The following is a 13,528-nucleotide window of genomic DNA, read 5'->3' on the forward strand; positions in this document are numbered from 1 at the left end:
AACTGCTGGCGAGCTTGTCAGTAGTGTATTAGCTTATGGGCGAAGCATTTAATCATTGTAGGGATAAAACATGAACAAGGCATCCGTCGTATTTTCCGGCCTGCTGATGGCCGTTTCCGCCAGCGCCATTGCTGCCACCTCTGCCGAAGACACCGATATCAGCAAACAGCCGCTGGAAAAGGTCGCGCCATACCCTAAAGCGGAAAAAGGCATGAGCCGTCAGGTGATTTACCTGCCTAAACAGGAACACGAAGAGAACTTCAAGGTGGAACTGCTGATCGGCAAAACGCTGGAAGTGGACTGCAACCACCACATGATCGGCGGCACGCTGGAAAGCAAAACCCTTTCCGGCTGGGGCTATGACTATCTGGTGTTGGAAAAACTGTCCGATCCGGCCTCCACCTTGATGGGGTGCCCAGACAATAGCAAACAGCAGAAATTTATCGCTGCCAATTTGGGTGACGCGTCCATGCAGCGTTACAACAGCCGCTTGCCGATTGTGGTCTACGTGCCGAAAGACGTGGAAGTGAAATACCGCGTGTGGAAAGCCGAAGAGACGGTGAGCAAGGCCGAGCAGAAATAATATCGATGCGTGCTAACCATTAGCACGGCTAAGTCATTACCGAATAAAAGCCCGTTTGGGGGAGTGCATTGCGCCGTTGGCCATAGCCCCCCAAACGGGCTTTTTTTTGTGTGTCGCACAATGGGGTGTAGCAATAGAAAACGGCAGTAAAAGTATGTAGTTTGGTGTCGATACACAGCAACGCAATCTACCTAACTGGGCCAACATGACAAAATTAATTGAATTTAACGCCATCATTGAAGCAGCAGAGCGTTTATCTGAGAAAGTGATTCGCACGCCGGCCATTCCCGGTTCGAAACTGGCTGAAAAGATCCAGCGGCCCGTCTTCCTGAAGCTGGAAAACACCCAGCTTGGCGGCTCTTTTAAAGCCCGAGGGGTGCTTAACAAATTTTTGAAACTGGCGGATGATCTCAAAGATAACCGGTTTGTTGCGGTGAGCGGCGGTAATTTTGGTATTGCGATCGCCGAGGCTGCGAAAATCTTTGGCGCTGACGTCACCATTATTATGCCACCCAGCGCACCCTCCACCGCTATCGACCGGGTCCGACAGTTGGGCAGTAGCGTCATGATAGAAACGGATGTTCATGCGGCGTTTGAGCGAGCGAAGGCCTTGGCAGCCGAAGGTTATGTGGTTATCGATGACTGTAACGATTCGCTGATAGCCGAAGGGCATGGCACCCTGGCACTTGAGTTTATCGCCGATTGTCCTGATTTAACTGATGTTTTTGTTGCTGTAGGTGGCGGTGGCATGCTGGCCGGTGTGGCGACGGCGCTGAAAACCATCAAGCCGGAGATCAGAATTTGGGGTGTTGAAACTGCGGGCGCCAATTCAATGCATCAGGCGCTTGGCGCCGGGAAACCTGTCGAGATTGAGGTCACGTCCATTATTTCCACGCTGGGGGTGCCCGTCATTGATGAAATGATGCTTGCGCATGCTCAAGCTTATGTCGAAGACATAGTGGTTGTTTCAGATAAGGCTGCCATCGAAGGGATGATCGCTTTTGGCGAAGAGGCTAAGCAGTGGGTCGAATTGGCTTCCGGAACGCTCATTCCCGCTGTGCTGGCTATTGCACCCAAGCTGCCCGCCAATGCGGTGATCGGGATGGTGGTGTGCGGTGGGAATATATCCCATCAAGACATGGCGAAATGGGTGAGTTATTCGCGCAATCTTTGAGTTCATCGCAATTTTCGGATGAGTGACGCCTGCCTATAAGTCACGTCTGAGCATCAATGAATTTAATGGTTTTGTTGGGCCGAACCACCGGCTCACTTTATTTGGGCAACAAAAAACCCGATAGTCTTGAACCTAAAAAGGCGGGACTAACGGGCTCCACAAAATGGGGACATCAAAGAAAAGCAGTGGCACTAATTCAGACTACCCCCGGCAAGGAAAGTTCTCACCAGGGATAAAAATTTCAAAATATTTTTGCCACTGATTCATCTTCATTGCTTATCGTTTAGCCGAGGATCCCCGGCCACAACACTACAATCAGCGAACCGGCCAGGGTTAACAATACGTTAGCGATAGCATAGGTACCGGCATAGCCCAGGGCAGGGATATTGCTGCGTGCGGTGTCGCTGATAATCTCCATCGCCGGCGCACAGGTGCGGGCCCCCATAATGGCGCCAAACAGCAGGGCACGGTTCATGCGCAGCACGTAAGCGCCGAACAGGAAGCAGATCACCACCGGCACCAGGCTGACGATCAGTCCGGCGATCAGCATCTGGCCGCCAACGGCACCCAGGCTGTGGCCAATACCCGCACCGGCGCTCAGGCCAACACCGGCCATAAACACCATCAGACCGAACTCTTTCACCATATTCAACGCGCCCTGCGGAATGTAGCCAAAGGTCGGGTGGTTGGCACGCAGGAAGCCGAGCATGATGCCGGACATCAGCAAGCCGGCGGCGTTACCGATGCCGAACGAGAAGTTACTGAACTGGATGGTGATCTGGCCAATCAACAGCCCGATGATAAAGAAGGCGCAGAATGCCAACAGGTCGGTGACCTGACTGTGGATCGAGATAAAGCCAATCTTCTCCGCCACGCTTTTCACCCGGCGAGCGTCGCCGCTGACCTGCAGTACATCGCCTTTGTTGAGCACGATACTGTCGTCGATAGGCATTTCAATCTGGCTACGGATCACCCGGTTGAGGAAGCAGCCATGATCGGTCAGCTTCAGCTGGCTCAGGCGCTTGTTCACCGCATTGCTGTTCTTGACCACAATCTCTTCGGTGACGATGCGCATGTCCAGCAGATCGCGGTCGAAGACCTCTTTGCCGTTGCGGAAGCTGGGATCCAGCCGTGCATGGGCATCGGGGTAGCCAACCAGCGAGATTTCATCGCCTACCTGTAGCACCGCGTCACCGTCCGGGTTTGCCAAAATACCGTTACGACGAATGCGTTCGATATAGCAGCCGGTCTGGCGATAGATGCCCAGTTCGCGCAGGTTTTTGCCATCGGCCCAGGCCACCAGCTCCGGTCCCACGCGATAAGCGCGGATAACCGGCAAATAAACCTTGCGTTGGCTGTCCGTGTCCAGGCCACGTTCGCGGGCAATTTGCTGAGCGGAGGTGGAAAGGTCCTGGTGTTGCAGCTTAGGCAGGTAACGTGCGCCGAAAATCAGACTCACCAGGCCAATCAGGTAGGTCAGGGCATAGCCGAGGCTCAGATGATCCTGTGCCGCCAGCAGCGCCGGGCCGTTGGTGATGGTATTGCGCAGCGTATCGCCGGCGCCTACCAGGACTGGGGTAGAGGTCATGGATCCGGCGAGCATGCCGGCGGTCAGGCCAATATCCCAATGGAAAAGTTTGCCGAGACCGATAGCGATCACCATCGCGGAACCGACCATTACCAGCGCCAGCATCAGGTAATTTTTTCCGTCGCGGAAAAATATCGAGAAAAAGTTGGGCCCGGCTTCCACACCAACGCAGAAAATAAACAGCATAAAGCCGAGATTTAGCGCTTCGGTGTTAATGGCGAAATGTTGTTGGCCAAGCAGCAGCGAAACCACCAAAACGCCAATGGAATTACCGAGTTGAACGGAGCCCAGACGGACTTTACCGAGGCACAGCCCCAGTGCGAGTACCACGAACAGTAACAGGATGTAGTTACCGTTTAACAAACTAGCGACGTTTATGTTCACGGAGGATAACTTATTGTTTACCAGTAAGTGCTTGATATAGATAACTATAAGATATAAATTCAGTCAAAAATCGACGTCATAAATAACTAACCAGCGGAAGGCGATTCGAACCATCGATCGGCGGCGTTTATTCTAGTCGCTATGGCGCATGACAGCCAGCATAAAGCTGAGTTCCTGCGCCGCCGAACGCATTTTTACTCGTTGTATTTCAAGCCGCAACGCCGTCGTCTGCAGCCAGAGACGTGCTCTGCCCAACGGCATAGCCGCCGGGGCCGAGGATACGCAGCCTGAAATTTAGCGGGGTAGCTCTCTTTTAGTAGCCAAGGAAAAAGTTCAGTTCAGCGTTGCCGTTCTTCGGCAAGGCGTCACCGGCTTTGTGACACGGCTGATTTCTACGGTGTGGTAACAGATTAAGGGGGAGTAGGGTATGGCGAGCGAACGGTATTGGTGGAGTATTTTGAGCTGTTTCCTACTGTTCAGCCTGGTGTATCTTGGCCAGCAGAGCGGAGTCTTTGGCAGTACCGATCATGAGCATCGGGGGGAGACCGGCCTGTTGCTGTTCGTGATACCCGGCGTGGTTGCCAGTTATCTGTCGAGTAAAAAACGCATTCTCTGCCCGTTACTGGGCGCGCTCTATGCACTGCCGCTGTGCCTGATCATCCGCCACTTTTGGTTAACACCCTCTTATTCGTTCTGGCAGGAATTGGCTTACGCCACCAGCGCGGTATTCTGGTGCATGTTTGGCGCGCTGCTGGCGCTGTTTATCGGCGGCTTGTTGCAGGCTTATCTGCAATGTCACCGCCGTGAACGGCAATAAAAAAAGGCGCTCTGAGCGCCTTTTTGTCGTTGTTGCCTGAAACTTACTGGAACAGGTTCAGGTTTTCTTTGGCATAAGCTTCGAAATCGGTGCAGCCGCCGATGTGTTTCTCATCGAGGAAGATCTGCGGAACGGTTTCTACCGGTTTGCCAACGGTTTTTTCCAGATCGGCTTTGGTGATGCCTTCAGCGTGGATATCAACATAACGGAAGTTGAAATCGTCACGTTCTTCAGTCAGTTTTTCCGCCAACTCTTTCGCACGGACACAATAAGGACAGCCTGGGCGCCCGAAGATAACTGCAAACATGCAACACTCCTTAGATTGATATTCAATAATTTAATCGCAACTGCAATGACATTCTGTCAGTCAAAAAAGACTTAAGGTTGAGCATTACCCGCATTGATGGCGCCTACTATGCCCGTTGGGTCAGCGAAAAAAAAGCAGGAATTACCTGTTAATCTGATTCATCTAACCGATTAAGCCGCCGGGGCTGTCGCCATCGGGGGGAATTCACTACACTGGAGGCAGAGCTTCTGGAGAAGAAAAATATGCGTTCATTCGGTGACTTACCCCGTACGGTGTTGGTTTTGGAAGGCCTGGGCATGCTGTCATTAGTGCTGGCTTATCTGAGCATTCACGGTCACGTTCAATTGCCGGGCTGGTTGGCTTCCCAGCAGGCAGCGGTGGGCATGATTTTCCTCGGCGTGGCGCTGATGGTCCCGGCGGCGGCTTTTTTGGTTTGGCGCGTGGTGCAAGGATTTGGCCCGCTAATGCGCGGCGGTCAGCCGCCGCAGAACGATCGGCATAAGCCTCATTCGCCGGTCGATAAAAACGACAGTGAGCCGCGCGCCTGAGTGACGGCCGTCGGTGCAGGCCTGCCTGGCAGGTGATTGCCTTTTTGGGGTGACGAGTGAAAATTGCCATTCTTTCGCGCGATGGAACGCTGTACTCATGCAAGCGTTTGGTGGAGGCGGCAGAGCAGCGCGGCCACAGCGTGGATATTATCGATCCGCTTTCTTGCTATATGAACATTAACCCGGCCGCGCCGACCATTCACTATCGCGGCCGTCAGTTGGAACGCTACGATGCGGTGATCCCGCGCATCGGCTCCGCCATCACCTTTTATGGTACCGCCGTACTGCGCCAGTTTGAGCTGCTGGGCAGTTACCCGCTGAATGAGTCGGTGGCGATCACCCGTGCACGCGACAAACTGCGTTCGCTGCAGTTGCTGGCACGCCAGGGGATCGATCTGCCAATCACCGGTTTCGCCCATTCGCCGGACGATACCGGTGATTTGATTGAGCTGGTCGGCGGTGCGCCACTGGTGGTGAAACTGGTGGAGGGGACGCAGGGTATCGGCGTGGTGTTGGCGGAAACCCGCCAGGCGGCGGAAAGCGTGATTGACGCCTTTCGCGGCCTTAACGCCCATATCCTGGTGCAGGAATATATTCGCGAGGCACAGGGCAGTGACGTGCGTTGTCTGGTGGTCGGCGGCAAGGTAGTGGCCGCGATTGAGCGTCAGGCCAAGCCCGGGGAGTTCCGGTCCAATCTGCACCGTGGCGGTACCGCCCGCAAAGTGAGCATCACCGCCAAAGAGCGAGCTATTGCGGTTAAGGCGGCCACCACGCTGGGACTGGACGTCGCCGGGGTAGATATTTTGCGAGCGACTCGCGGCCCGCTGGTGATGGAAGTGAACGCCTCACCGGGGCTTGAAGGGGTGGAAACCACCACGGGATTGGATATTGCCGGCATGATGATCGAGTATATCGAGCCGCGCGCCAGAGCGGGATTTCGTCTCAAGTCGGGCGGCTGATGTCGCCGACCAAAATCGGCTTTGCAATCGCCAGCTTTGCGGTTTTTTCCCGGCGATATTTGCCCAAATAGCGAATTAAGCCGCATTGATCGTGGCATCGCGGGGGAATATTCCGTAAGCTATGCGCCTTTTCGCGTTTTGAATATTGTGAGGCTGGTATTATGGATTCACTCATTGTCCCTGATTTGGCGTTGTTGCGACGCTGGCTGGATCAATCGGGCATTTCATTCTTTGAGTGCGATTCCTGTCAGGCGCTGCACCTGCCGCACATGCAAAACTTCGACGGCGTATTTGACGCCAAACTCGATCTGGTGGACAACGTTATTCTGTTTTCCGCCCTGGCAGAGGTGAAGCCGACCGCGCTGATCCCTCTGGTGGCCGATCTCAGCCAGATTAACGCCAGTTCGCTGACCATCAAAGCCTTTGTCGATATCCAGGACGATAACCTGCCGAAGCTGATCGTCTGTCAGTCGCTAAGTATCGCCGTGGGCGTCACGCTGGAACAGTTCACGCACTTTATGCAGCAGGGCGAAGAGCAGATCTCCATGGTGATCCTCGAGGCGCGGGCGAACGATCTGCTGTTTATGGGTGACGAAGAAGAGAACCCGGCTAGCGCCGAACGCCTGCCAATGTTGCACTGATCCCCGCTGTAGATTATGCATGTCGCCTTTCTGGCGGCATGCTGCCGTTATTCCCTTCCACGATAATATATTCTGCGTTTTACCCTATTTTGCCCGATATTTCTCGCCGTTTATGCCATTAATGGCGTATCACATAGAGAGAAACTGCATAAAAAATCGATAAAAGCCGTTTTTGCCCCCGGAGGCTGGTGCGTTTTGGCAACAGCGGTTATGCTGCTGATTCTGCTAAGGGCTTGCGATTCCCCAGGTGACCATGCGGGCTGGGCAGTTGAAAAAGGTGTCTGCAATCAACTGCATAGCTATTCAATCCGCGGTTGCAACGATTGCGCTCGATCAGGAAAGGTTTTGTATCAGTTTGCGATACAAGTTCAATTCTATGATTCACCCCTGTTTTGGAGGAAGTTACGGATGGTCACCCAACGTAAAAAGTGGTTATCGGGTGTTGTTGCCGGCCTGCTGATGGCCGCGTCCGTCACGGCGTCAGCCGAGGAAAAAACGCTGCACGTCTATAACTGGTCCGACTATATTGCGCCGGACACCTTAGCCAAATTCCAGAAAGAAACCGGCATTAAAGTGGTGTACGACGTCTTTGACTCCAATGAAGTGTTGGAAGGCAAACTGATGGCGGGCAGCACCGGTTATGATCTGGTAGTGCCTTCATCCAACTTCCTTGAGCGCCAGTCGAAGGCCGGTATTTTCGAGCCCCTCGACAAGAGCAAGATGCCGAACTACAAAAACCTTGATCCCGAAATGCTGCAGTTGGTGGCACACAATGACAAGGACAACAAGTACGGTATCCCTTACCTGATGGTGACCACCGGCATCGGCTATAACGTCGACAAGGTGAAGGCGGTACTGGGCAAAGATGCGCCGGTCGACAGCTGGGATCTGATCCTCAAGCCAGAGAACCTCGAGAAGCTTAAAAGCTGTGGTGTTTCCTTCCTGGATGCGCCGAGCGAGGTTTACGCTACCGTACTGCACTACCTGGGCAAGGATCCCAACAGCACCAACGCAGCGGATTACACCGGTGCGGCCAACGATCTGCTGCTTAAGCTGCGGCCGAACATCCGTTACTTCCACTCTTCCCAATACATCAATGACCTGGCGAACGGCGATATCTGCGTAGCGATAGGCTGGTCCGGTGATGTGATGCAGGCGGCCAACCGCGCCAAAGAGGCGAAGAACGGCGTGAACGTGGCCTATGCCATTCCTAAAGAAGGGGCGCTGACCTATTTTGACATGTTTGCCATGCCGGCAGATGCCAAAAACAAGGACGCCGCCTACCAGTTCCTGAACTTCCTGATGAAGCCTGATGTGATGGCCGGCATCAGCAACTACGTCTATTACGCCAACGCGGTGAAGGACTCCACTCCGCTGGTGAAAGCGGAAGTGCGTGATAATCCGAACGTCTACCCGCCGGCCGATCTGCGTGCCAAGCTGTTCACGCTGAACGTGCAATCGCCGAAGTTGGATCGTGTGATTACCCGCGCCTGGACTAAAGTTAAAAGCGGACGCTAGTACTCAGGGCCCAAAATGCCGGGCCCGGCTTTCAGTGTTGTCTTGACCAGCAGGCGGGGCTACCCGCCTGCATTGCCATTTTGGGCCATGGCAATCGCCGTGGTTTTTTGTACTGTTTGCACCGGAGAGCACCCCGATTGAACGACGCTATCCCTCGTCCTCAAGCCAAGTCGCAGAAGGTCTTCACCCCTCTGCTGGAAATCCGTAACCTCACCAAAACCTTTGACGGCCAAAATGCGGTCGAAGACGTTAGCCTGACCATCTACAAAGGCGAAATATTTGCCCTGCTGGGCCCCTCCGGCTGCGGCAAGTCGACGCTGTTGCGCATGCTGGCCGGTTTTGAACAGCCGACGGAAGGGCAAATCGTACTCGATGGGCAAGACATGTCGCACGTGCCGCCATACCAGCGGCCGATTAACATGATGTTCCAGTCCTACGCCCTGTTCCCGCACATGACGGTGGAGCAAAACATCGCCTTCGGCCTGAAACAGGACAAGATGCCGCGTGGGGAAATCACCGAGCGGGTAGCGGAAATGCTGTCGCTGGTCCATATGCAGGAGTTTGCCAAACGCAAGCCGCACCAGCTTTCTGGCGGCCAACGCCAGCGTGTGGCGCTGGCGCGCAGCCTTGCCAAGCGGCCAAAGCTGCTGCTGCTGGATGAACCGATGGGTGCGCTGGATAAAAAACTGCGTGACCGTATGCAACTGGAAGTGACGGACATTCTTGAGCGCGTCGGCGTGACCTGCGTGATGGTCACCCACGATCAGGAAGAGGCGATGACCATGGCAGGCCGTATCGCCATCATGAATCGCGGCAAGTTTGTGCAGATCGGCGAGCCGGAAGAGATCTACGAACACCCGAACAGCCGTTTCAGCGCCGAGTTTATCGGTTCGGTCAACGTATTTGACTGCGTGCTGCAAGAGCGTCAGGACGATGCTCTGATCCTGCAAAGCCCCGGTTTGCGTCATGCGATCAAGGTAGACTCCGACGCCTCGGTGGTGGACGGGGTGCCGATCCAGGTTGCGTTGCGACCGGAAAAAATCATGCTGTGCGAAGAGATCCCGGAAGATGGCTGCAACTTTGCCGTGGGGGAGGTGGTGCACATTGCCTATCTCGGCGATTTGTCGATCTACCACGTGAAGCTGCTCAGCGGCCAGATGCTCAGCGCCCAATTGCAAAACGGTCACCGTTTCCGCAAAGGGATGCCGACCTGGGGCGACGAAGTGCGGCTGTGTTGGGAAGCCGACAGCTGTGTCGTGTTAACGGTGTGAATGGCGAAGGTGAGGAATAATCATTATGACAATGCTTGCTGAACGCACGCCGCCGGAACCGCCGGCCAACGGGCCCGGCCCGCTGAAAGCCTTTTTCCAGCGCCTGCAAATGGCCCACGGCCGCAAACTGGTGATTGCGGTGCCGCTGCTGTGGCTGACGTTGCTGTTCCTGCTACCGTTCCTGATTGTGTTCAAGATCAGCCTGGCGGAGCTGGCGCTGGCGGTCCCGCCCTACACTGACCTGATGAGTTGGGCTGACGGCAAGTTGGACATCGCGCTCAACTTTGCCAATTACCTGCAACTGACCGACGATCCGCTGTATCTGGACGCCTATCTGCAGTCGCTGCAGGTGGCGGCGGTGTCAACGGTGTGTTGCCTGATCATTGGTTATCCGTTGGCCTGGGCAGTGGCGCACAGCAAAGCATCAACCCGCAATATTTTGCTGCTGTTGGTGATCCTGCCGTCGTGGACCTCATTTTTGATCCGCGTTTATGCCTGGATGGGCATATTGAAAAACAACGGCATCCTTAACAATTTCCTGCTGTGGCTTGGGGTTATCGATCAGCCGCTGGTGATCCTGCATACCAATCTGGCGGTCTATATCGGCGTGGTTTACTCCTACCTGCCGTTTATGGTGCTGCCGATTTATACCGCCTTGACGCGGCTGGATTATTCGCTGGTGGAGGCCTCGCTGGATCTGGGCGCCAAACCGCTGAAAACCTTCTTCAGCGTGATTGTGCCGCTGACCCGTGGCGGTATCATTGCCGGCTCGATGCTGGTGTTTATCCCGGCGGTCGGCGAGTTCGTGATCCCGGAACTGCTGGGCGGGCCTGACAGTATTATGATTGGCCGGGTACTGTGGCAGGAATTCTTCAATAACCGCGATTGGCCGGTAGCTTCGGCGGTTGCCACAGTGATGCTGCTGCTGTTGATTTTGCCGATTATCTGGTTCCACAAGCACCAGAACAAGGAAATGGGGGGGCAGGGATGAACAACTTGCCGGTAGTGCGCTCACCGTGGCGTATCGCTATTTTGGTGCTTGGTTTCACCTTCCTGTATGCGCCGATGCTGATGCTGGTGATTTACTCGTTCAACAGTTCAAAACTGGTGACGGTGTGGGCGGGTTGGTCGACGCGTTGGTATACCGCGTTATTCCATGATTCGGCGATGATCAGCGCCGTCGGGCTCAGCCTGACCATTGCTGCCGCTTCAGCGACCGCCGCCGTAGTGCTTGGTGCGATTGCTGCGGTGGTGATGGTGCGTTTTGGCCGTTTTCGTGGTTCAACCGGCTTTGCCTTTATGCTGACTGCACCGCTGGTTATGCCGGATGTGATTACCGGTCTATCGCTGTTGCTGCTGTTTGTGGCGATGGGGCATACGTTGGGTTGGCCGTCGGAACGCGGCATGTTCACCATCTGGCTGGCGCACGTCACCTTCTGTACTGCCTACGTTTCAGTGGTGATCAGTTCGCGCCTGCGTGAATTGGATCGCTCGATCGAAGAGGCCGCGATGGATTTGGGCGCGACGCCGTTGAAGGTGTTTTTCGTGATCACGTTGCCAATGATTGCACCGGCGCTGGTTGCCGGCTGGATGTTGGCATTCACACTGTCGCTGGATGACCTGGTGATTGCCAGCTTCGTCGCCGGGCCGGGCGCGACCACCTTGCCGATGCTGGTGTTCTCCAGCGTGCGTATGGGGGTTAATCCGGAAATCAACGCCCTGGCCAGTTTGATCCTGCTGGTGGTGGGGATTATCGGTCTGATCGCCTGGTGGTTTATGGCTCGCTCGGAAAAACAGCGATCGCGCGAATTACAAAAGGCCGCCCGTAGCTGAGTCTGATTAAACCTGCTATTTTTGCAATTATTGGTATTGCAATTGATTACCTGACTTTATATATCTCGTTTGAATATACCCTACAGCTTTAGAGTTACAGCCAGGCGGCCAGCTCGCTCTTCACCAAGCACTTAAGTAAGTAACTGGGGTGCGAGCGCAGGTAACAACGCTGCGACTTGAAAGATGAGGGTATAGACGGCGTTTTCGTTGCGGAACATGGACATGGCAGACATGCTGAACAGCAGGCAGGGAATGAGAACGACTTCAGATGCGCCAGTACCGGTGATGGTGGCCGGTACGGCGATGGTGGCTATCAAATGCATCAGCGTGCTGTTGCTGTTGGGTGAACTGGGCGTTGATGGCGCTCAGGAGTTTGTCAGCACCAGCGCCCAGGCCTGGGATTCCACCCTGATATTTTTGGCTGGTCTGGTGCTGCTGTGCCTGCAAATCAGCTGCGGTTTTGCGGTAATGCGCGGTCGCAATTGGGGGCGTTGGATCTATGTGGCCTGTCAGTGTGCGGTGGTCGGTTATTTGCTGTTGGCGACCATCGGCAGCTTTTTGCCCGAAGTCTTTACCGTGGAGGGCGAGACCAGCGGCCAAATTCTGCACGTGTTAATCCTGCAGAAAATCCCCGATGTCGTCATCCTGGCCTTATTGTTCGTTCCTGCCACTAGCCGCCGCTATTTCGCCGCGCGCAATTGAGATTTTAAGGGCGTAGAGTGATAAACTCTGCGCCCTTAATTATTCACCCCGAACTCAGAGTCAACTTAATGCATTGCGCCTTGTATACGGCGGGCACCTGCCGTTCTTGTCAGTGGCTGGAAAAACCTTACCCGCAGCAGCTGACAGACAAACAGCATCACCTGCAATCCCTGCTGGCCGAACGCGACGTCGCGCATTGGCTGGCGCCGATTGCCGGCGAGCAGAGCGCATTTCGCAATAAGGCCAAAATGGTGGTCAGCGGCAGCGTAGAGCGCCCGTTGCTCGGCATGCTGCACCGCGATGGCACGCCGGTTGATCTGAGTGGCTGTCCACTGTATCCCGCCAGTTTTGCGCCCATGTTCGCGGTGTTGAAAAGTTTTATCGCCCGCGCCGGTTTGACGCCCTATAACGTGGCGCGTAAGCGCGGGGAACTGAAGTATCTGCTGTTGACCGAAAGCACCTACAGCGGCGGCGTGATGCTGCGCTTTGTACTGCGCTCGGAGAGTAAATTGGCACAGCTGCGGGCGGCGTTGCCGTGGTTACAGCAGCAATTGCCACAACTCAGGGTGATCTCCGCCAATATTCAGCCGGTGCATATGGCGATTATGGAAGGAGAGCTGGAGATCCCACTGACCGAACAGCAGGCGCTGGAAGAGCAATTTAATCAGGTGCCGTTGTATATCCGCCCACAAAGTTTTTTCCAGACCAACCCAAAGGTGGCGGCGGAACTGTACGCTACCGCTCGTGACTGGGTTCGTGCATTGGGTATTGAAAGCATGTGGGACCTGTTCTGCGGTGTGGGGGGATTTGGCCTGCACTGTGCGCAGACGGATACCCGCCTGACCGGTATTGAGATCAGCGCCGAGGCGATTGCCTGTGCGCGTCAGTCAGCGAAAACGCTCGGTCTGCAACAGGTTAACTTCCAGGCGCTGGATTCCACGAAATTTGCCACCGCTGAGGGTAGCGTCCCCCAATTAGTGCTGGTTAATCCGCCACGGCGCGGCATCGGCAAGGATTTGTGCGACTATCTGAATCAGATGGCGCCCGGCTATATTCTCTATTCGAGTTGTAACGCCGAGACGATGGCGAAAGACATTGGGATGTTGCCGGATTACCGCATTGAACGCGTGCAACTGTTTGATATGTTCCCTCATACCGCCCATTACGAAGTGCTGACTCTGCTGGTACGCCACTAAAGGCGTT

Annotated in this window: 14 protein-coding genes; 12 read left to right on the top strand and 2 right to left on the bottom strand. The window is 54.9% G+C overall.

From position 1 onward, the window contains the following. Window positions 1-70: 70 nt before the first annotated feature. Together eco and M495_RS07675 are read left to right on the top strand one after the other, a co-directional pair. Window positions 71-583, top strand: a complete 513-nt coding sequence (gene eco / locus M495_RS07670) for a serine protease inhibitor ecotin (protein ID WP_020826071.1) — start codon at window positions 71-73, stop codon at window positions 581-583. Between the two features lie 205 nt (window positions 584-788). Further along, complete coding sequence (locus M495_RS07675; RefSeq protein ID WP_020826072.1) at window positions 789-1,757, top strand: threonine ammonia-lyase; 969 nt, start codon at window positions 789-791, stop codon at window positions 1,755-1,757. 283 nt (window positions 1,758-2,040) lie between these two features. Here M495_RS07675 and M495_RS07680 read toward each other — a convergent pair whose 3' ends face one another. After that, complete coding sequence (locus M495_RS07680; protein WP_041414378.1) at window positions 2,041-3,729, bottom strand: aspartate:alanine antiporter; 1,689 nt, start codon at window positions 3,727-3,729, stop codon at window positions 2,041-2,043. A gap of 427 nt (window positions 3,730-4,156) precedes the next feature. Between M495_RS07680 and M495_RS07685 the strand changes: the two genes are divergently transcribed. Continuing rightward, window positions 4,157-4,546, top strand: a complete 390-nt coding sequence (locus tag M495_RS07685) for an inner membrane protein YbjM (protein ID WP_020826074.1) — start codon at window positions 4,157-4,159, stop codon at window positions 4,544-4,546. Between the two features lie 43 nt (window positions 4,547-4,589). Here the strand turns inward: M495_RS07685 and M495_RS07690 are convergent, their stop codons facing one another. Continuing rightward, window positions 4,590-4,853 (bottom strand): GrxA family glutaredoxin, encoded by a 264-nt coding sequence (locus M495_RS07690; RefSeq protein WP_012006074.1) that lies wholly within the window; start codon window positions 4,851-4,853, stop codon window positions 4,590-4,592. A gap of 242 nt (window positions 4,854-5,095) precedes the next feature. Between M495_RS07690 and M495_RS07695 the strand changes: the two genes are divergently transcribed. The 9 genes from M495_RS07695 (at window position 5,096) to rlmC (ending at window position 13,521) form a co-directional block, all read left to right on the top strand. After that, the gene (locus M495_RS07695; RefSeq protein ID WP_020826075.1) at window positions 5,096-5,401 is read left to right on the top strand and encodes a YbjC family protein; all 306 of its coding nucleotides are present in this window, start codon (window positions 5,096-5,098) and stop codon (window positions 5,399-5,401) included. A 56-nt stretch (window positions 5,402-5,457) separates the two neighbouring features. Then, complete coding sequence (gene rimK, locus M495_RS07700) at window positions 5,458-6,360, top strand: 30S ribosomal protein S6--L-glutamate ligase (RefSeq protein ID WP_020826076.1); 903 nt, start codon at window positions 5,458-5,460, stop codon at window positions 6,358-6,360. A 161-nt stretch (window positions 6,361-6,521) separates the two neighbouring features. Continuing rightward, on the top strand, window positions 6,522-7,001 hold the full coding sequence (locus tag M495_RS07705; protein WP_020826077.1) for a type III secretion system chaperone family protein: 480 nt from the start codon (window positions 6,522-6,524) through the stop codon (window positions 6,999-7,001). Between the two features lie 408 nt (window positions 7,002-7,409). Further along, window positions 7,410-8,519: a spermidine/putrescine ABC transporter substrate-binding protein PotF gene (gene potF / locus M495_RS07710; RefSeq protein ID WP_020826078.1), complete on the top strand. Its 1,110-nt coding sequence runs from the start codon at window positions 7,410-7,412 to the stop codon at window positions 8,517-8,519. Window positions 8,520-8,656: 137 nt separating this feature from the next. Then, on the top strand, window positions 8,657-9,790 hold the full coding sequence (gene potG, locus M495_RS07715; RefSeq protein ID WP_020826079.1) for a putrescine ABC transporter ATP-binding subunit PotG: 1,134 nt from the start codon (window positions 8,657-8,659) through the stop codon (window positions 9,788-9,790). A 25-nt stretch (window positions 9,791-9,815) separates the two neighbouring features. Then, entirely contained in the window at window positions 9,816-10,781 is a 966-nt protein-coding gene (gene potH / locus M495_RS07720) for a putrescine ABC transporter permease PotH (RefSeq protein WP_020826080.1), read from the top strand. Further along, window positions 10,778-11,623, top strand: coding sequence for a putrescine ABC transporter permease PotI (potI, locus tag M495_RS07725; protein WP_020826081.1), 846 nt, complete (start codon window positions 10,778-10,780; stop codon window positions 11,621-11,623). The genes potH and potI overlap by 4 nt, the downstream gene beginning before the upstream one ends. A 222-nt stretch (window positions 11,624-11,845) precedes the next feature. Beyond that, on the top strand, window positions 11,846-12,325 hold the full coding sequence (locus tag M495_RS07730) for a YbjO family protein (RefSeq protein WP_051150507.1): 480 nt from the start codon (window positions 11,846-11,848) through the stop codon (window positions 12,323-12,325). Between the two features lie 68 nt (window positions 12,326-12,393). Next, a complete protein-coding gene (gene rlmC, locus M495_RS07735; protein ID WP_020826083.1) occupies window positions 12,394-13,521 on the top strand; it encodes a 23S rRNA (uracil(747)-C(5))-methyltransferase RlmC in 1,128 nt (375 codons plus the stop codon). Window positions 13,522-13,528 lie beyond the last annotated feature (7 nt).

Source organism: Serratia liquefaciens ATCC 27592, assembly GCF_000422085.1.
Classification (GTDB): Bacteria; Pseudomonadota; Gammaproteobacteria; order Enterobacterales; family Enterobacteriaceae; genus Serratia; species Serratia liquefaciens.